This is a genomic window from Microbacterium sp. T3-8 (assembly GCF_055398145.1).
In genome coordinates, this window is the sequence record NZ_AP027918.1 from 2,215,173 (window position 1) to 2,232,417 (window position 17,245).

19 protein-coding genes are annotated in these 17,245 nt (G+C 69.3%); 11 read left to right on the forward strand and 8 right to left on the reverse strand.

Annotation, left to right across the window (positions count from 1 at the left end; translation table 11 throughout):
• Positions 1-6 precede the first annotated feature (6 nt).
• Complete coding sequence (locus ACZ5Y9_RS10590; RefSeq protein ID WP_247956291.1) at positions 7-1,251, forward strand: beta-ketoacyl-[acyl-carrier-protein] synthase family protein; 1,245 nt, start codon at positions 7-9, stop codon at positions 1,249-1,251.
• A gap of 65 nt (positions 1,252-1,316) precedes the next feature.
• Here ACZ5Y9_RS10590 and yczE read toward each other — a convergent pair whose 3' ends face one another.
• Positions 1,317-2,015 (reverse strand): membrane protein YczE, encoded by a 699-nt coding sequence (yczE, locus tag ACZ5Y9_RS10595; RefSeq protein ID WP_440747138.1) that lies wholly within the window; start codon positions 2,013-2,015, stop codon positions 1,317-1,319.
• A gap of 72 nt (positions 2,016-2,087) precedes the next feature.
• Here yczE and yczR point away from each other — a divergent pair, with 72 nt between their 5' ends.
• Positions 2,088-3,491 (forward strand): MocR-like transcription factor YczR, encoded by a 1,404-nt coding sequence (gene yczR / locus ACZ5Y9_RS10600; RefSeq protein ID WP_464471300.1) that lies wholly within the window; start codon positions 2,088-2,090, stop codon positions 3,489-3,491.
• A gap of 173 nt (positions 3,492-3,664) precedes the next feature.
• Here the strand turns inward: yczR and ACZ5Y9_RS10605 are convergent, their stop codons facing one another.
• Positions 3,665-4,168, reverse strand: coding sequence for a DUF3145 domain-containing protein (locus ACZ5Y9_RS10605; RefSeq protein ID WP_247956294.1), 504 nt, complete (start codon positions 4,166-4,168; stop codon positions 3,665-3,667).
• A gap of 183 nt (positions 4,169-4,351) precedes the next feature.
• A complete protein-coding gene (locus tag ACZ5Y9_RS10610; RefSeq protein WP_247622282.1) occupies positions 4,352-5,125 on the reverse strand; it encodes a hypothetical protein in 774 nt (257 codons plus the stop codon).
• A 175-nt stretch (positions 5,126-5,300) separates the two neighbouring features.
• On the opposite strand from ACZ5Y9_RS10610, the gene ACZ5Y9_RS10615 reads away from it, so the two are divergent.
• Together ACZ5Y9_RS10615 and ACZ5Y9_RS10620 are read left to right on the forward strand one after the other, a co-directional pair.
• Positions 5,301-7,301 (forward strand): DUF262 domain-containing protein, encoded by a 2,001-nt coding sequence (locus ACZ5Y9_RS10615; protein ID WP_464471301.1) that lies wholly within the window; start codon positions 5,301-5,303, stop codon positions 7,299-7,301.
• Positions 7,302-7,349: 48 nt separating this feature from the next.
• On the forward strand, positions 7,350-8,597 hold the full coding sequence (locus ACZ5Y9_RS10620; RefSeq protein WP_464471302.1) for an alpha/beta fold hydrolase: 1,248 nt from the start codon (positions 7,350-7,352) through the stop codon (positions 8,595-8,597).
• Positions 8,598-8,702: 105 nt separating this feature from the next.
• Here the strand turns inward: ACZ5Y9_RS10620 and ACZ5Y9_RS10625 are convergent, their stop codons facing one another.
• The 3 genes from ACZ5Y9_RS10625 to glgA form a co-directional block, all read right to left on the reverse strand.
• The gene (locus ACZ5Y9_RS10625; protein ID WP_021200734.1) at positions 8,703-8,960 is read right to left on the reverse strand and encodes a type B 50S ribosomal protein L31; all 258 of its coding nucleotides are present in this window, start codon (positions 8,958-8,960) and stop codon (positions 8,703-8,705) included.
• Positions 8,961-9,052: 92 nt separating this feature from the next.
• Entirely contained in the window at positions 9,053-9,838 is a 786-nt protein-coding gene (locus tag ACZ5Y9_RS10630; protein WP_247622279.1) for an ABC transporter ATP-binding protein, read from the reverse strand.
• A gap of 17 nt (positions 9,839-9,855) precedes the next feature.
• On the reverse strand, positions 9,856-11,040 hold the full coding sequence (glgA, locus tag ACZ5Y9_RS10635; RefSeq protein ID WP_247622278.1) for a glycogen synthase: 1,185 nt from the start codon (positions 11,038-11,040) through the stop codon (positions 9,856-9,858).
• Positions 11,041-11,086: 46 nt separating this feature from the next.
• Between glgA and glgC the strand changes: the two genes are divergently transcribed.
• The 3 genes from glgC to ACZ5Y9_RS10650 all read left to right on the forward strand — a co-directional run bounded on the left by glgC (position 11,087) and on the right by ACZ5Y9_RS10650 (position 13,785).
• Positions 11,087-12,331, forward strand: a complete 1,245-nt coding sequence (glgC, locus tag ACZ5Y9_RS10640; protein ID WP_247622277.1) for a glucose-1-phosphate adenylyltransferase — start codon at positions 11,087-11,089, stop codon at positions 12,329-12,331.
• A 47-nt stretch (positions 12,332-12,378) separates the two neighbouring features.
• A complete protein-coding gene (serB, locus tag ACZ5Y9_RS10645) occupies positions 12,379-13,014 on the forward strand; it encodes a phosphoserine phosphatase SerB (RefSeq protein ID WP_247622276.1) in 636 nt (211 codons plus the stop codon).
• Positions 13,015-13,086: 72 nt separating this feature from the next.
• Positions 13,087-13,785 carry an alpha/beta fold hydrolase gene (locus tag ACZ5Y9_RS10650; protein WP_247622275.1) on the forward strand — a complete coding sequence of 233 codons (699 nt, stop codon included), beginning with the start codon at positions 13,087-13,089 and terminating at the stop codon, positions 13,783-13,785.
• A gap of 89 nt (positions 13,786-13,874) precedes the next feature.
• Here ACZ5Y9_RS10650 and ACZ5Y9_RS10655 read toward each other — a convergent pair whose 3' ends face one another.
• Positions 13,875-14,585, reverse strand: coding sequence for a beta-ketoacyl-ACP reductase (locus ACZ5Y9_RS10655; protein ID WP_464471303.1), 711 nt, complete (start codon positions 14,583-14,585; stop codon positions 13,875-13,877).
• Positions 14,586-14,727: 142 nt separating this feature from the next.
• Between ACZ5Y9_RS10655 and ACZ5Y9_RS10660 the strand changes: the two genes are divergently transcribed.
• Genes ACZ5Y9_RS10660 through ACZ5Y9_RS10675 form a run of 4 tightly spaced genes read left to right on the forward strand, consistent with a single transcriptional unit; the run spans position 14,728 to position 16,641 of the window.
• Entirely contained in the window at positions 14,728-15,240 is a 513-nt protein-coding gene (locus tag ACZ5Y9_RS10660) for a DUF4190 domain-containing protein (protein WP_464471304.1), read from the forward strand.
• 53 nt (positions 15,241-15,293) lie between these two features.
• Positions 15,294-15,644 carry a DUF3099 domain-containing protein gene (locus ACZ5Y9_RS10665; RefSeq protein WP_247956300.1) on the forward strand — a complete coding sequence of 117 codons (351 nt, stop codon included), beginning with the start codon at positions 15,294-15,296 and terminating at the stop codon, positions 15,642-15,644.
• Positions 15,641-15,835 carry a hypothetical protein gene (locus ACZ5Y9_RS10670; RefSeq protein WP_247632074.1) on the forward strand — a complete coding sequence of 65 codons (195 nt, stop codon included), beginning with the start codon at positions 15,641-15,643 and terminating at the stop codon, positions 15,833-15,835. Before ACZ5Y9_RS10665 ends, ACZ5Y9_RS10670 begins: the two co-directional genes overlap by 4 nt.
• Positions 15,832-16,641: an SURF1 family cytochrome oxidase biogenesis protein gene (locus tag ACZ5Y9_RS10675; RefSeq protein ID WP_464471305.1), complete on the forward strand. Its 810-nt coding sequence runs from the start codon at positions 15,832-15,834 to the stop codon at positions 16,639-16,641. The genes ACZ5Y9_RS10670 and ACZ5Y9_RS10675 overlap by 4 nt, the downstream gene beginning before the upstream one ends.
• Positions 16,642-16,643: 2 nt before the next feature.
• Here ACZ5Y9_RS10675 and ACZ5Y9_RS10680 read toward each other — a convergent pair whose 3' ends face one another.
• A complete protein-coding gene (locus tag ACZ5Y9_RS10680; protein WP_464471306.1) occupies positions 16,644-17,222 on the reverse strand; it encodes a pyridoxamine 5'-phosphate oxidase family protein in 579 nt (192 codons plus the stop codon).
• Positions 17,223-17,245: the final 23 nt, after the last annotated feature.

The following is a 17,245-nucleotide window of genomic DNA, read 5'->3' on the forward strand; positions in this document are numbered from 1 at the left end:
CACACCATGACCAAGCGCATCGTCGTCACCGGCATCGGCGCCACGTCCGCCATCGGCGGGACAGCTCCGGAGAACTGGACCAACCTCCTCGCAGGCGCCTCCGGCACCCGCGCACTCGAGCACGACTGGGTCGCCCAGTACGAGCTGCCCGTCACCTTCGCCGCCGAGGCGATCGTGCGGCCCGAGGAAGTCCTCCCGCGCCACGAGGCCAAGCGTCTCGACCCTTCTTCCCAGTTCGCCCTGATCGCCGCCCGTGAGGCCTGGGCCGACGCGGGCTCCCCCGAGGTCGCCCCCGAGCGCCTCGGCATCGACTTCGCCACCGGCATCGGCGGTCTCTGGACCCTCCTCGACGCATGGGACACCCTGCGTGAGAAGGGACCCCGCCGCGTCATGCCGCTCACCGTCCCGATGCTCATGCCCAACGCCGCGGCCGGCAACCTCTCGCTCCAGTTCGGCGCCCGCGCCTACGCGCAGACCGTCGTGAGCGCCTGCGCCTCGAGCACCGAGTCGATCATCCACGCGTTCCACCACCTGCAGGAGGGGCTGGCCGACGTCGTCATCGCCGGTGGCACCGAATCGGCGATCCACCCGATCACGATGGCCTCCTTCGCCTCGGCACAGGCCCTGTCGCGTCGCAACGACGACCCCGCGACCGCTTCCCGTCCCGGCGCGATCGACCGTGACGGCTTCGTCATGGGCGAGGGTGCGGCAGCGCTCATCCTCGAGACCGAGGAGCACGCGAAGGCCCGCGGTGCGAAGATCTACGGCTACGTGCTCGGCGGCGGCGTGACGGCCGACGCCTACCACATCACCGGCAACGACCCCGAGGGCACGGGAGCGGCGCGCGCCGTCACCCAGGCGCTCGAGGAGGCGGGCATCACCGCCGATCAGGTCACGCACATCAACGCGCACGCGACGTCGACCCCGGTCGGAGACCCGAACGAGTACGTCGCGCTCAAGAAGGTCTTCGGCGACCGCATCGACGAGATCCCCGTGTCGGCGACCAAGGCGTCGACCGGTCACCTGCTCGGCGGCACCGGCGCACTCGAGGCGATCTTCGCGCTGCTCGCGCTGCGCGACCGCGTCGCCCCGCCCACCATCAACATGACCGAGCCCGACCCCGCCGTGCCGTTCCGCCTCTCCGGCGAGCCGACGCCACTGGGTGACGGCCCGCAGTACGCGATCAGCAACTCCTTCGGCTTCGGCGGTCACAACGCCGTTGCGGTGTTCGCAGCGGCCGACAACGACTGAGTCCCGCACACGACGACGGCCCCCGGAGATACTCCGGGGGCCGTCGTCGTGTGTCGAGGGCGCGTTCAGCTCGGCACGGACGCCGCGGGCGGGGCGAGCCGCTGGGACCGTGCCACGCGCATCCGGGTGATCCGCGGTAGGAACCAGCCGATCAGCGGACCGACGCCGAAGGCGAAGAGCACCGTGCCCACGCCGACCGGCCCACCGAGCACGAACCCGACCAGCAGGACGCTCCCCTCGATCAGCGTCCGCACGATCCACACCTTCCAGCCGGTGCGGCGCACGAGTCCGGTCATGAGTCCGTCGCGCGGTCCCGGGCCGAAGTCGGCAGCGATGTAGAGTCCGGTCGCGAAGGCGAGCAGCAGCAGACCGAAGATGAACATCGGCGCTCCGATCCAGACGGTCGGCGGAGCGGGCAGCACGAGCAGCGTGAGGTCGGCGGCGGGGCCGACCATCAGTGCGTTCAGCAGCGTGCCGAGGCCGACCCGCTGCCGCAGAGGGATCCACAGCAGCAGCACGACGATCGAGACGAGCACGGTCACGGTGCCGTAGCCGATGCCCGAACTCCCCGAGACGCCGAGTGCGAGGACATCCCAGGGAGCGACGCCGATCCCGCCCCGCACCATGAACCCGAGCGCCACGCCGTAGAGGAAGAGACCGAGCACGAGCTGCCCGAGGCGCTCGACGAGGTCGCGCCGACTCGTGGCGGTGACGGGCAGGAAGACGGCGCGCAGGTGCATCTCTCCATGGTGGATGCCGGTCATGCTCCGAATCCGAGTCCACTCCCCCAGAAGTGGCCTGCAGAAATCAGTCCACTTCTGCGCCATGCTGGAGGCATGGGATCACGACTCGTCGAACAGCTCGGAGCGCAGAACGCCGCCGGCGCCACGGCGTCCGCCCTCGCCGACCAGATCCGCGCGCTCGTGCTCGACGGTCGCCTGACCGTCGGTGAGCGGCTTCCGAGCGAACGTGCGCTCGCACTGGAGTTGCGCCGCTCCCGGTCGACGATCACCCGCGCGTACGGGCTCCTCGAGGCAGAGGGCTATGTCGCCCGGCTGCACGGCGGGAGCACCCGCATCACCCTCCCGCACGCCGATATCGTGACCATCCCGACCGACGACGACTCGGCCATCGACCTGTCGATCGCCTCGATGGACTCCACCCCCGGCCTGTACGACGCCACCGTGCGCTCCCTCCCGCGCCTCGCCGCGATGCGGGGCACGAGCGGCTACTCGTTGCGCGGCCTCCCCGAGCTCCGCGAGGCCGTCGCCGCTCGCTTCTCCGAGCGCGGCGTCGAGACCTCGGCCGACGAGATCATGATCACCTCAGGCGCTCTGAACGCCCTCAACCTGGTGTTCGCGACGATCGGACGACGGGGAGAGCGCGCGCTCGTCGAGCAACCGACCTTCCCACACGCGCTCGAGGCGCTTCATCGTCACGGCTACCGCCTGGTGCCGACCCCCGTCGACGTCGAAGGCTGGGATGCCCGACACCTCGCCGAGACGCTCCTGAGCGTGCGACCGCATCTCGCCTACCTGATCCCGGACTTCCACAATCCGACGGGCGCGACGCTCCCCGATGACGAACGATCGCGCCTCGTCGCCACCGCGCGCAGCGCCGGGACCACGCTGATCGTCGACAAGACGACCACGGAACTCGACATCGACCGCGGGTGGGCGCCCACACCGATGGCGGCGTACGACCCCCGCGTCGTGACCGTCGGCTCGATGTCGAAGATCGCCTGGGGCGGCATGCGCATCGGCTGGATCCGCGCCGAACGGTCCCTCATCACTCGACTCCTCGCGGTGCGCCCCTCGTTCGAGCTCGGCACGGCCCTGCTCGAGCAGTGCATCGCCGTCGAGCTGCTCGCCGACATGCCGGCCCTCACCGCACACGTGCGCACGCGCTTGCGGGCAGGACGCGCGGCGGTCGAGGCGGGACTCGCCGCGCTTCCCGGCATCCGGATGCCGTCGACGCCCGGCGGTCTCTCGGCGTGGGTCGATCTCGAAGTTCCGGTCTCGACGGCGCTGTCGCTCGCGGCGCGCGAGCGGCAGCTCATCCTGCCGCCCGGGCCGCGGTTCACCACCGGAGGCGTGCTGGAGCGCCGGCTGCGCATCCCCATCACGCTGCCCCCGGAACGGACGGCCGAGGCGATGACGCGCGTCGCCGAGTCCTGGGCGCATGTGCAGGGCGGGGCGGCTTCCCAGGGCGATGACCTCCGCCACGCCGCGGTGATCTGACCGGGCCACTGCCTCTCCGACGACGGCACCTCCGACGACGAAGACCCCGCCGCTGCGAACAGGGGCGGGGTCTTCGTCTATGGAGCGGGGGACGTCTTCTCAGCGTCCGGGACGAATCACCGGCATCCGATACTCACGCCTCCCGCGCTCCAGGTCTGTGGGTCGGCGGCACGTCAGCCGACCTTGTGCAGCCACACGACGCGGGCGTCGTCGCTCGCGTGGCGGAACGGCTCGAGCTCGTCGTCCCACGCGGAGCCGAGGGCGACGTCGAGCTCGCGCTGCAGCTCGATCGCACTGCCGGCGGCGATCTCCATCGCATACCGGATGCGATCCTCGCCGATGACGATGTTGCCGGCGGCATCCGTCTGGGCGTAGTGGATGCCGAGGTCCGGGGTGTGCAGCCAGCGTCCACCGTCGCTACGGGGAGTCGGATCCTCGGTCACCTCGAAACGCAGGTGCTCCCAGCCGCGGATCGCGGTCGCGAGAGCGGCGCCGGTACCCACCGGGCCATCCCAGTAGAACTCGGCGCGGCGGGCGCCGTCGAGCACGGGCTGGTCGGCCCAGTCGAAGTTCACCGCACGCCCGATAGCGCGACCCACCGCCCATTCGAGGTGCGGGCAGAGCGCGCGAGGCGCCGAGTGGATGTACACCACTCCGCGTGCGTAAGCCGTCGCCATGATCTCTCCGTTTCATCAGGTGCGTCTTCCCCAACGACCTGAACTGAAATCAGCGACGATATGCGGTTATGCGCCCATTCTCGCCCACGATCCTGGAAACCACAAGCATGTGATTCCACGGGAAAGGCCCCGGTCGCGACGACCGGGGCCTTTCGTGGAGACGGGTCTCCGAGGGGCAGAGGATCAGGCCTCGCTCATCGCCTGCTTGACCTGCTGGCCCTTGGCGGCGTAGTACGCGGCGCGCGCGGCATCCTTGCGGGCCTGCTCGGCGTAGCCGTGCTCGAGCACCTCCTGCGGAACCTCGACGTTGGGAACGTCATCGGTGCCGTGGTACTTCTCGATGTACGCGTCGAGCTCCGGGCCCGAGGTCCACGAGGTGATGAGGCAGTAACGCGGCTCGGTGCCGTTGTGCGTCGCGGCGTGCCACAGGCGCTGCGTGTCCACGATGAGCTGCGCGCCGGCCGGAAGCGCGATGCGGTACTCGATGCTCGGGTCGGTGCGGTTCTCGCGCAGGACGAAGTAGCTGTCCTTGTCGTCGGTGAGGTTGAAGAAGCCGCGAACCACCCACCCCGTGCCGTCCGGGTTCAGACGGTTGTTGTCATCCTGGTGCAGGTTGTAGAGGCAGTCTCCGTACGGGGTCGGCTGCAGCTCGATGACCCGGCAGCGCCCGACGTTGGCACCGGGCTCCTGCGCGCGGCGCGTGAGGTTCGGGGCTTTGGCGGTCTGCGAATCGATCCAGACGCCGTCCTTGTCGGTGCGCGGCGGCTTGTGGTTCCAGAAGCCGTTGCACTCGATGTCTCCGAAGGCGCTGGCGAGCGGCGCGAATCGCGTGTCGCCCGAGGACTTCCAGTCGTTGTACTCGATGTCCAGCCACTCTTTGGGGTCGAGTTCCTGGTTGTAGCTGTCGAGGACGACGAAGCCCTTCTCCTCCAGCGCTTTGGACTTGATGTATCCCATGATCGAGTCATGTTCCTTTCATCGGGGGCCAGCACGTTTTAACAGGCCCTGATAAGGCAAGCCTAACAGCGAGCGGTGCGTGCGCTTCGGAGGCGGCCGTGAATAACCGAATAGACTGAAATCGGTGCCGGGTTCACCCTCGACATCGCGCGCTACGGGAGGACGAGACACCAGTATGAGCACCGCCACCAACGTCGAGGCGACAGCAGTCAACACGATCGAGTGGCTCGCGGCGGGGTCGACCACCATCGTCGTCCCCGTGTACCAGCGGCAGTACCGGTGGGACATCGGCGGGTGCGAGAGACTGCTCTCCGACATCCGCTCCGTGGCGGACGCCGACGAATCGCACCGTCACTTCATCGGCTCGATCCTCTCCGCGCAGGACGGCGCGACCGACGACGACCTGATCCTCATCGACGGGCAGCAGCGCATCACGACGCTCACCCTCCTCATCGCCGCTCTGCACCACAGTGTGCGAGGCACCGACCCGCAGCTCGCCGCCGAGCTCGAGAGGGTTCTCGTGCGCGCCGACGATCCGTCCCGCACCAAGCTGCGCCCGCACGACGCCTGGGCCGGGCTGTACGAATCGGTCGTGCTCGATCGGCGCGACGACGCCGACCGGGAATCCCGCTTCGATGACAACTACGCGTTCTTCCGGAGTCAGGTGCACGCCGACGAGGTGGCACGCATCTGGCGCGGGCTGCAGCGACTCGAGCACGTGTCGATCACGCTCGGCGCGCAGGCGAACGCGCAGCAGATCTTCGAGAGCCTGAACTCGACGGGTGAACCCCTGCGCGACCACGAGCTCATCCACAACTACATCCTGATGGGGCTCACCCACGCCGAGCAGCTCGACGTGGAGGCCCGGTTCTGGCTGCCGATCGAACGCCACACGGGCGAGACGATCGGCGCATTCTGGCGGCACTACCTCGTGATGACGACCGGGCGCGAACTCGCGGCGAACGGCGAGCACGGCGTCTACAGCGCCTTCCGCCACTCGTTCCCCCGGGTCGATGCGGAGCGGCTGCAGGCGGATGCCGAGGTCTGGCGCCACTACGCCGAGATCTACGGCATCCTCCTCGACCCCTCGCTCGAGAGCGATCCGGAGATCGCCCGACAACTGCGCTTCGTGAACACCTTCGGTCGCGCGGCCTACCCGCTCGTGCTCAGCGCCTACAGCGACCACTCCCGCGGGGTCATCGAGCGCGACGAACTGATCGAGACTCTCGAATGGATCCAGGCGCTCTACCTGCGCCGCACCCTCGTGAACCTGCCCAACGAGCGCCTGGTCGCCCGGCTCTGCCGCGCCCGCTCGCAGGGGCGGGAAGCGCTGGCTCGGGCGTTCGCACGCATCACCCCCTCCGACGAGCGGGTCAGCGCGGTGCTGAAGTACAGCGAGCTCCCCTACGCCGCCTACGTGCTCGGCCGTCTCGAAGGGGTCGAGGATCCCCTCGAGTTCGACGTCGAGCACATCGTGCCCACCGTCCCCGGCGACGCCTGGTCGGGGGACGGGGCGCGCACGTGGAGCGAGTACAGCGAGGACGAGCAGAACAGCCACCGCGCGCTCGCCCCCACGCTGGGCAACCTCACGCTGCTGGAACAGCACCTCACCGAGAGCGTCTTCGGCGCCTCGTTCCCGGTCAAGCGCGCGGATGCCTATGCGCGGAGCAGCGTCGCCGCGACTCGGGAGCTGGATGCCATCGACCAGTGGAACACCGCGGCGATCACGGCCCGCACCGTGCGCCTCACCGCCGAGCTGCTGCAGGTCTGGGCGAGACCGGCCCTGCCCGAGATCGACGACGACGGACTGACCCCGATCCTCGACGCCGTCCGCCGTCGCGGCTGGCCCGCCGGTTGGGAGCGCGAGTTCGACTACGTCGAGTACCGCGGCGAGCGGTGGGAGGTGTACGACGTCAAGCATCTCTTCAACCGCGTCCTGCGTCGCGCCTGGACCGACATCCGTGCCGCCGCCCTGTCGTACTCGGCAGCGCACGGCGGCCCCATCTACGACGGCATGGCCTGGAAGGGGCAGTGGGACGAACTCACCGACGGCCACCACCTCTACATGGGCTGGGACTCGAACTACATGATGAGCGCCGTGCAGGGGGTGCTCGAGGAGGCCGGCATCGCCGCCGAGGTGTTCGTCAAGTACTCCTACATCGGCAACGTGATGTAGCGCCGGCTGCGCCTTCGCCCTGGGCCGCTGCTCGATAGGATCGAAGACGTGACTACCGTCGTGCGCCGCCTGCTGGATCTGACCGTCGAAGAGCACACGCTCACCGTCCCCCTCGTCTGGGGTGATCCCGCCGACAGCCGCACCATCGACGTGTTCGCCGCCGTCGTCTCACGTCCCGGCGGCGAGGCGCTCCCCTACCTGGTGTTCCTCCAGGGCGGCCCGGGCAGCGAGGCACCCCGCCCGTTCCACGCCGCCACCTCGCCGGCCTGGCTCGACGAGGCACTCGCGCACTATCAGGTCGTGCTGCTCGATCAGCGCGGCGCGGGGCGCTCGACTCCCGTCTCCGATGGCGACCTGGCACTCGGTTCCTCGGTCGTCGCCGAGCACCTCACCCATCTGCGGGCCGACGCGATCGTGCGCGACTGCGAGGCGATGCGCCAGCACCTCGGCGCCGAGCAGTGGAGCGTGCTCGGCCAGTCCTTCGGCGGCTTCACGACCCTCGCCTACCTCTCCACCGACGCCGACTCCCTGACCGACGTGTTCATCACGGGAGGGTTGAGCGCGATCGGACGCCACCCCGACGACGTCTACGCCCTCTGCTACGACAAGATGCGCGATGCCTCGGAGCGCTACTACCGGCGCTTTCCCGAGCACCGCGACGCGATGCGGCGCCTGGTCGATCGCGCGGCCGCCGGTGACATCGTGCTCCCCGACGGCGAAGTCGTCTCGGTCTCCCGCCTCCGCTCCTTCGGGTCGGCCCTCGGAACGGATGCCGGATGGCAGACGGTGTGGTCGCTTCTCGAATCGGATCCGACGAAGAACGCGTTCCGCTACGACCTCATGAATGCGATGCCCTACGGCGGACGCAACCCGCTCTACTTCGCCTTCCACGAGTCCAGCTACGCCGATGGCCACGCCACGCGGTGGTCGGCCGAGCGCACCGAGCCCGCGGACTTCCGCGACGACCCGACGCTGTTCACCGGCGAGCACATCCGCCGCGAATGGACCGAGACGGTGCCGGCCTTCCGGCCCTGGCGGGACGTCGCCCTCGAACTCGCCGAGTTCGAGTGGCCCTCGGTCTACGACGCTTCGGCGATCGCCGCGTCCGAGGCGACCGGCGCCGCCGCCGTGTATGTGAACGACGTGTACGTGCCCTACGAGTTCTCGCTCGAGACCGCGAAGCTGCTGCCGGGCGTCCACCTGTGGCAGACGAGCGAGCACGAGCACAACGGGCTGCGATCGGGCCCCGTGCTCAGCCGTCTCATCGACCTCGCGCACGGTCGACGCATCCGCTGAGCATGTCCGTCGCTCGGCGGATGCCGACGACGTGAACGCACGTCGTCGCGAGAACGACGAAGGCCCCGCTCTCCGAAGAGAACGGGGCCTTCGAGGCGGGGGTCCTTACTTGGACGATCCGCCGAAGCCCTTGAAGCGCTGGTTGAACTTCTCGACGCGGCCGGCCGAGTCCATGATGCGCTGCTTGCCCGTGTAGAACGGGTGCGAGGCCGAGGAGATCTCGACGTCGATGACGGGGTACTCCACGCCGTCCAGCTCGATGGTCTTGTCGCTCGAGACGGTGGAGCGGGTGAGGAAGGTCTCGCCCGAACCGAGGTCGCGGAACACGACTGCCTTGTACTCGGGGTGGATGTCAGTCTTCATGGGATTCCTTAGTTGCTGCCCTGGATTGTGCCAGGGACGAGGGAAGTCTGCGGTGCAGAGTGCACCAAGGGACGATCTTATCAGATGACGGATCAGGATGCCGCGCGAGCCGCGTAGCGTCCGTCCTCGCTGCTGAGCGTGATCGGCATGCCGAACGCTTCGGTGAGCGCTTCGGCCGTGAGCGTCTCGCGGATCGGACCGGCCGAGACCACGCGCCCTTCACGCAGCAGCATGACGTGCGTGAAGCCCACCGGGATCTCCTCGACGTGGTGCGTGACCATGAGCATGGCCGGAGTCGTCGGCGACGAGGCGTAGCCGCTGAGCAGGGCGAGGAGCTCCTCGCGCGAGCCGAGGTCGAGCGAGGCGGTCGGCTCGTCGAGCAGGAGGAGTTCGGGGTCGGTCATCACAGCGCGGGCGATCTGGACGCGCTTCTGCTCGCCGTCGCTGAGAGTGCCGAAGGTGCGATCGGCGAGGTGGTCGAGCTTCCACTCCCCCAGCACGCGCAGCGCGCGGCGCTCGTCGATGTCCTCGTAGTCCTCGTTCCAGCGCCCGAGCACGGAGTACGCGGCGGTGAGCACGGTGTTGAGCACGGTCTCGTCGCGCGGAACGCGCTTGGCCATCGCCGACGAGGCGAAGCCGATGCGCGGGCGCACCTCGAACACATCGGTGCGACCGAGGGTCTCGCCCAGCACCGTCACGGTTCCCGAGGTCGGGTGCATCAGCGTGTCGGCGAGCTGCAGCAGCGTGGTCTTGCCCGCGCCGTTGGGTCCGAGGACCACCCAGCGCTGGTCGTCCGCGACCTGCCAGGTCACGTGGTCGATGATGTTTCGCCCGTCGCGGCGCACGACGACATCGGTGAAATCCAGAGCGATCGGCATGCGACCAGCCTATCGGCTCAGGCGGTGAGCTCCGCGTAGAGCGCGCGGGTCGCGTCGGCGATCGACGACCAGCTGAACTCGCGCGTGGCCCGGTCCCGTCCGGCGTCGCCGTAGACCCGCGCCTGCGCCGGATCCATGGCCACCTCGGTGAGCACGGCCGCGAGGTCGGCGACGTACCGATCGGGGTCGACCGGGGTACCTGTGCCGTCCTGCACCTGCTCGATCGGCACGAGGCGACCCGTCACGCGGTCGGCGACCACTTCGGGGATGCCTCCGGTCGCGGTGCCGACCACGGCCGCACCGCAGGCCATGGCCTCGAGGTTGACGATGCCCAGCGGCTCGTACACCGAGGGGCACACGAAGGTCGTGGCGGCGGTGAGGATCGCCGAGAGCTCGTCGCGCGGCAGCATCCGCTCGATCCAGATCACGCCCTCGCGGGTCTGCTGGAGCAACCGCACGCCCTCCTGCACCTCGGCCATGATCTCGGGGGTGTCGGGAGCTCCGGCGCAGAGGATCAACTGCACCTCGGGCGGCAGCAGCCGCGCGGCCTGCAGCAGATACGGGAGTCCCTTCTGGCGGGTGATGCGCCCGACGAAGACCACCGACGGACGGTTCGGGTCCATGCCGACGGATGCGAGGAACTCCGGGTTGTGCACGGGGCGCCAGCGTTCGACGTCGATCCCGTTGTGGATCACCCGGACCTTTGCGGGGTCGACCTGCGGGTAGCTGCGCAGGATGTCCGCCCGCATGCCCGCGCTCACGGCGATCACGGCCGCGGCGTTCTCGTAGGCGAGCTTCTCGATGCCGCTCGACACGGCGTAGCCGCCGCCGAGCTGTTCGGCCTTCCACGGGCGCAGCGGCTCGAGGCTGTGCGCGGTGAGCACGTGCGGGATGCCGTGCAGCTGCGCGGCGAGGTGTCCCGCGAAGTTCGCGTACCAGGTGTGACTGTGCACGACGTCGGCGCTCTCGATCGCGGCGACGATCTCGAGATCCGTTCCGAGCGTCTGCAGCGCGGCGTTCGCGGAGGCGAGTTCGGAGGGCGTGGAGTAGGCGGCAGTACCCCGCTCGTCGCGCGGCGCACCGAAGGCGCGGACGCTCACGTCGATGCTTTCGCGGAGCGCCGCCACGAGCTCGGCCACGTGCACCCCGGCACCGCCGTAGATCTCCGGCGGATACTCCTTCGTGATCATTTCGACTCGCATGTCTGAACGCTAGTACAGCGGGCCGGATCGCACCTAAGGTGGAGCCATGTCCGCTCCAAAGAAGATCTTCGGCATCATCCTCGCCGGCGGCGAGGGCAAGCGACTCATGCCGCTCACGGCCGATCGCGCGAAACCCGCGGTGCCCTTCGGCGGACAGTACCGATTGATCGACTTCGCGATCTCGAACCTCATCAACTCGGGCCTGCGGCAGGTCGTCGTGCTCACGCAGTACAAGTCGCACAGCCTCGACCGCCACATCTCGCAGACGTGGCGCATGTCGGCGCTGCTCGACTCGTACGTCACCTCCGTTCCGGCGCAGCAGCGCCTCGGCAAGCGGTGGTTCTCGGGCTCGGCCGACGCGATCCTGCAGAGCATGAACCTGCTCAACGACGAGAAGCCCGACATCGTCGTCGTGATCGGCGCGGACCACGTCTACCGCATGGACTTCCGGCAGATGATCGACGCGCACATCGCCTCGGGCGCGAAGGCCACCGTCGCCGGCATCCGCCAGCCCCTCGCTCTCGCGTCGCAGTTCGGCGTCATCGACACCGATCCCGAGGATCAGGGCCGGATCCGTGCGTTCCTCGAGAAGCCGACCGATGCCACCGGTCTGCCGGACGCACCGCACGAGGTGCTCGCCTCGATGGGCAACTACGTCTTTGACGCCGACGCTCTGATCGCGGCCGTCGAGACCGACGGCGAGTCCCCGACCTCCGGCCACGACATGGGCGGCGACATCATCCCCTACTTCGTCGGGCGCGGCGAGGCCGGTGTCTACGACATGAAGCGCAACGAGGTGCCCGGTTCCTCGCCGCGTGATCGCTCCTACTGGCGCGACGTCGGAACGATCGAGTCGTTCTTCGACGCCCACATGGACCTGATCTCGACCCTGCCCGTGTTCAACCTGTACAACACCGACTGGCCGATCCACTCGCAGACCGTGAACTCGCCCCCCGCGAAGTTCGTGCGCGACTCGGTCGGCCGCATCGGCAACGCGATCGATTCGATCGTCTCGCTGGGGTCCGTGCTGTCGGGAACGCACCTCGAACGCAGCGTGGTGGGTCCGTGGACTCTCGCCGGGGGCGGATCCACGATCACCGATTCCGTCGTGTTCGACCACGTGCACGTCGGAGCCGGATCCCGCGTGCATCGGGCGATCCTCGACAAGAACGTGGTGCTCGCCGACGGTGCGACCGTCGGCGTCGATCGGGAACGCGATCTCGCCCGCGGGTTCACGGTCACCGAGACGGGCATCACGGTTGTCGGCAAGGGACTGTACATCGAGCGCTGAGCGACATCCGTCCGGCGGCAACGTCCGCGCTCGGTAGGCTCGACGTCGTGACCCCTGCGCGCTTCCTCGTCGTCCTCGATGCCGATTCGACCCTCATCCGCAACGAGGTGATCGAGCTGCTCGCCGACGAGGCCGGGCGCCGCGACGAGGTGCAGGCCGCGACCGAGGCCGCGATGCGCGGCGAGGTCGACTTCGCCGAGAGCCTGCGCACCCGTGTCGCGGCGCTCCGCGGCGTCTCGGTCGATGCCTTCCCCCGCGTTCTCGCGCGCATCGAGCCCACGCCGGGCGTGCGCGAGCTGACCGCCGCGGTGCACGCACGCGGCGGAGTCGTGGGCGTCGTGTCCGGAGGATTCCACGAGATCCTCGACGACGTGGCCCCGACCCTCGGCGTCGATCGCTGGCGGGCCAATCGGCTCCGCGTGGCCGACGGGGCGCTGACCGGCGAGGTCGAGGGCGCGATCGTCGACGCCGCAGCCAAAGCCGAGTCGCTCCTCGAGTGGGCCGCCGAGCTGGGTGTCGCCCGGCACGCGACGATCGCGATCGGAGACGGGGCGAACGACCTGAAGATGATGGCGGCGGCCGGCCTCGGACTCGCTTTCAACGCCAAGCCCGCCGTGCGCAACGCGGCGAGCCTCGTGGTCGGACCGCAGGACCTCGCCGAGGTCATCGCTCTTCTCCCCTGATCGGCCCCGCGGGGTACGGCGGTGTTCTGCGACCCCCTCGCGGATGTCGGAGGCCGGCGCTAACGTCGGCCCATGGACATCATCCTCATCCCGGGCCTGTGGCTCGATGCCGAGAGCTGGAACGACGTGACACCCGTGCTGACGCGCGCGGGCCATCGCGTGCACCCTCTGACCCTGCCGGGCGTCGGAGCACCCGCGACCCGATCCGCCGACATCGGCATCGCCGACTGGGTCGACGCCGTCACGCAGAAGATCGACGAGCTCCCCGGAGAGCGGGTGGTCGTCGTCGGACACAGCGGCGGGGGAAACGTGGCCTGGGGCGCGGCGAACGCCCGCGCCGACCGCGTCTCCCGCGTGGTCTTCGTCGACACCGTTCCGCCGCCGCCCGGTCACGGCATCAGCGAGTTCGAGGTCGTCGACGGTGTCGTGCCGTTCCCGGGATGGGACTTCTTCCCCGATGAAGACGTGTTCGATCTCGATGCCGACACGCGTGCGCGCACCGCGCCGACCGCGAAGAGTGTCCCCGCGCGCGTGCCGACCGACGCGATCGCCTTCGAGGGCGATGCGCGCTTCGGAGTACCGGTGACGATGCTGATGGGCGGACTCGACCAGGAGACGCTCGAGTCGGAGATCTCCGACTGGGGTCCCTACGGCGACGAGTACAGCGCGATCGACGACGTCGAGGTCGTGCGAGTCGGCTCCGGCCACTGGCCGCAGTTCACGGTGCCCCAGCGTCTCGGCGAACTGATCCTCGCCGCCGTCGCCCGCTGACCGACCGTCGTCGCCCGCTGACCGACCGTCGGGGCGCGGTCAGCGGCGGGGCCGCTCGGAGAATCGAGGGGAGATCAGCGCGACGGGCGTCAGTGGCCCATCCCGAGGCCGCCGTCGACGGGGATGACGGCGCCCGAGATGTAGGCCGCGTCGTCACCCGCGAGCCAGGTCACGACGCCCGCGACCTCGTCGGGGCTCGCGAATCGTCCCGCGGGGATGTTGGCCTTGTACTGCTTCTGGGTGTCTTCGGGCAGCTCGGCGGTCATGTCGGTCTCGATGAAGCCGGGAGCGACGACGTTGGCCGTGATGCCGCGGCTGCCGAGTTCGCGCGTCAGCGAACGTGCGAAGCCGACGAGGGCGCTCTTCGACGCCGAGTAGTTGATCTGGCCGGCCGAGCCGTAGAGCCCGACGACGCTCGAGATCAGGATGACGCGGCCGAAGCGCGCACGCAGCATCCCCTTCGACGCGCGCTTGACCACGCGGAAGGTGCCCCCCAGGTTGGTGGCGATGACGCTGTCGAAGTCGTCCTCGCTCATGCGCAGGAGCAGGGTGTCCTTGGTGATGCCGGCGTTCGCCACGACGATCTCGATCGGGCCGAGCTTCTCCTCGACCTCGGTGAACGCGGCGTCGATCGCGGCGGCATCCGTCACATCCGCGCGCACCGTGAGCGTGCCCTCGGGGCCGTCGCCGCTGCGCGCGGTGACGGCGACGCGATAGCCCTCGCGCACGAATCGCTCGGCGATCGATCGGCCGATGCCCCGGTTGCCTCCGGTGACGAGGACGACGCGCTGCTCACTCATGTTCATTCACTCCCGCTGTTCACGACGATCCGGCATCCGAACCGACACCGATCCTACCGAGGATGCTCCCCCGAGTCGGGCGCGCGGCGTTTGACACCCGCGCAGCGGGCTGGGAGCCTGATCTCGACGAAAGGGTCTCCGCGTGAGCGACAACACCACTCCCCCTCCAGCCGGCGGAACGCCGTACACTCCGCCGCCCGCCCCTCCCGTGCAGCCCACCCAGGCGTACCCGGGAGCCGCTCCCGTCTACGGCGCACCTGCCGCCCCCGGCTACGGGCAGCCGCAACCGCCGGTCCAGCCCGGCTACAGCGCGCCCCACCAGCCGTACGGCTACGCGCAGAATCCCTATCCCGTCTACCCAGCACCGCGTCCGACCAGCGGACTCGCGATCACCTCGCTCGTCTGCGGCATCGTGAGCCTTCTGTTCAGCTGGCTCTTCCTCCCGGCGCTCGCGTCCATCGCCGCGGTGATCACCGGGCACATGGCGCTGAAGAAGACGAAGAACGACCCGACCGTCGGCGGACGCGGAATGGCGTTCGCCGGTCTCATCCTGGGGTACGTCGTGCTCGGTATCGGCGTACTGACGATCGCGATCTCGCTCATCAGCCTCCTCGCGTTCGGAGCGTTCACCCTCCCCTTCCTCTACAACAGCTGATCGCTGCACGAAGGCACTCCCGCCCCCGCCCACCGGCGTAGGCTGGAGGCATCGTGAACCGCAAGCGCACCGTCCCCGCCGTGACCTCTCTGCCGCAGTCGCCGGCAGCCGAGTCCGATCACCGCGTGCGCCGCTATGCGATCACGATGACGATCCGCATCGTGTGCTTCGGCCTCATGGTCTTCGTGCAGCCTTACGGCTGGTACACGTGGGTCTTCGCCGCCGCGGCCGCGGTGCTCCCGTACATCGCCGTGGTCTTCGCGAACGCCGGCAGCGACAGCACCGAATCCGGGGCGGAGTCCCCTCGGCAGGAGATCGAGGCGACACCGGCGGTCGTCCCGGAGCCGATCGAGGAAGCTCCCGGCATCATCACGATCCACGAGAAGCCGCAGGATCGCACGTGACCGATCTCATCTGCTCGCGCGCCGGCTGCCGGAGCGCGGCGACGAAGCAGGTCGTCTGGCGCAATCCGCGCATCCACGCTGCGGACCGCGAGAAGATCTGGCTGGCGTGCGACGAGCACGTGGACTACCTGCACGACTACCTGGCGGCCCGCGACTTCCCGGTGACCGTCCGAAACGGAGTACCCGCGTGAGCAAGCGCCTGACCCGTTGGATGATCTACGTCCTCATCGCGATCGGCTTCGCGGTCGCCTGCGCGTTCCTCTCCAACTGGCAGTTCGAGAGGAACGAGTCCCGCGCCGAGCAGATCGAACTGGTCGAGCAGAACTACGATGCCGACCCGGTCCCGCTCGGAGACCTGATCGGCGACGACGACCTCCTCCGCCCCGGTGATGAGTGGCATCCGGTGCTGCTCCGCGGCGAGTACCTCTCCGACCAGCAACTGCTCGTGCGCAACCGTCCGCACGGCGGCACCAGCGCCTTCGAGGTCCTCGTGCCGTTCCGTGACGTCGACGGTCGCGTGTTCATCGTCGACCGCGGCTGGGTTCCCCCGGGCGACGGCGACACCCCGGATGCGGTTCCCGAGGCCCCGAGCGGCACCGTCGAGGTCGTCGCGCGACTCCGCCCGAGCGAGCAGGTCCCGGCCTCCGGACGCGGTGCCCCCGAAGGGCAGGTGCCGACCATCAACCTGCCGACGATCGCCGGCCTCGTGGAGGGCGATGTCATCACCGCCGCCTACGGACAGCTCATCAGCGAAGATCCCGCGGGTACGCCGCTCGGAGGCTTCACGTCGCCCACCGACGATCCGGGGCCCCACCTGTCATACGCGATCCAGTGGATCCTCTTCGCGATCATGGGCTTCATCTTCATCGGCTACATCATCCGCACCGAGATCGTGAAGCACCGCGAGGAGGTCGAGGGCCGACCGGCCCCCGTCAAGGAGAAGCGTCGCCGTGACAAGGACGCCGACGTCGAGGACGAACTTCTCGACGCCCGCTGAGGTCAGCTCCCCGCCGCCCCGGCATCCGTTCGTCCCCATGCGCGGCCGTCGCGCTCGTAGACGACGCGGGTGTGCCGACGATCCTGCGAGCCCTGCCAGAACTCGATGCGTTCGGGCACGAGGCGCCACAGCACCCAGCCACCCGGCTCGATTCCCGCGCGGGCGGCAGCCGAGCGCGCGGAGAGATCGGCGCCGCTCTCCTCCCTCGCGGCTTCGACGACCCGCCCGCGCACGCGGACCGCACGCACCAGGGGCTGCCACCAGAAATTGAGCGCGGCAGCAGGATGCGCCGACAGCTGATCACCCTTGCGCGACGCTCGAGGACCGGCGAACGCCCAACCCCGTTCGTCGACGTCCTTGAGGATCAGCGCCCGCGCGTCCGGGATGCCGTCGGCGCCGACCGTCGCCAGCGTCGCCACATGGGGCTCGGGCACTCCGGCATCCACGGCCGCGCCGATCCAGTCGCGGAACAGCTCGAGCGGAGAATCCGGCAGCAGCGTCGCGTCCCAGATCGGCGCGTCGCCGATCAGAGTGGGTTGCGCCCGCAACCAGGAGGAGATCGTGCTCGGCGGGGTCGGCATGCTCTCGACTATGCCACCGATCC

Excerpts from the sequence above, each read along its gene's own strand:
- ACZ5Y9_RS10590 (WP_247956291.1), top strand. The coding sequence starts at position 7 with ATGACCAAGCGCATCGTCGTCACCGGCATCGGCGCCACGTCCGCCATC.
- yczE (WP_440747138.1), bottom strand. The coding sequence starts at position 2,015 with ATGACCGGCATCCACCATGGAGAGATGCACCTGCGCGCCGTCTTCCTG.
- yczR (WP_464471300.1), top strand. The coding sequence starts at position 2,088 with ATGGGATCACGACTCGTCGAACAGCTCGGAGCGCAGAACGCCGCCGGC.
- ACZ5Y9_RS10605 (WP_247956294.1), bottom strand. The coding sequence starts at position 4,168 with ATGGCGACGGCTTACGCACGCGGAGTGGTGTACATCCACTCGGCGCCT.
- ACZ5Y9_RS10610 (WP_247622282.1), bottom strand. The coding sequence starts at position 5,125 with ATGGGATACATCAAGTCCAAAGCGCTGGAGGAGAAGGGCTTCGTCGTC.
- ACZ5Y9_RS10615 (WP_464471301.1), top strand. The coding sequence starts at position 5,301 with ATGAGCACCGCCACCAACGTCGAGGCGACAGCAGTCAACACGATCGAG.
- ACZ5Y9_RS10625 (WP_021200734.1), bottom strand. The coding sequence starts at position 8,960 with ATGAAGACTGACATCCACCCCGAGTACAAGGCAGTCGTGTTCCGCGAC.
- ACZ5Y9_RS10630 (WP_247622279.1), bottom strand. The coding sequence starts at position 9,838 with ATGCCGATCGCTCTGGATTTCACCGATGTCGTCGTGCGCCGCGACGGG.
- glgA (WP_247622278.1), bottom strand. The coding sequence starts at position 11,040 with ATGCGAGTCGAAATGATCACGAAGGAGTATCCGCCGGAGATCTACGGC.
- glgC (WP_247622277.1), top strand. The coding sequence starts at position 11,087 with ATGTCCGCTCCAAAGAAGATCTTCGGCATCATCCTCGCCGGCGGCGAG.
- ACZ5Y9_RS10650 (WP_247622275.1), top strand. The coding sequence starts at position 13,087 with ATGGACATCATCCTCATCCCGGGCCTGTGGCTCGATGCCGAGAGCTGG.
- ACZ5Y9_RS10655 (WP_464471303.1), bottom strand. The coding sequence starts at position 14,585 with ATGAGTGAGCAGCGCGTCGTCCTCGTCACCGGAGGCAACCGGGGCATC.
- ACZ5Y9_RS10680 (WP_464471306.1), bottom strand. The coding sequence starts at position 17,222 with ATGCCGACCCCGCCGAGCACGATCTCCTCCTGGTTGCGGGCGCAACCC.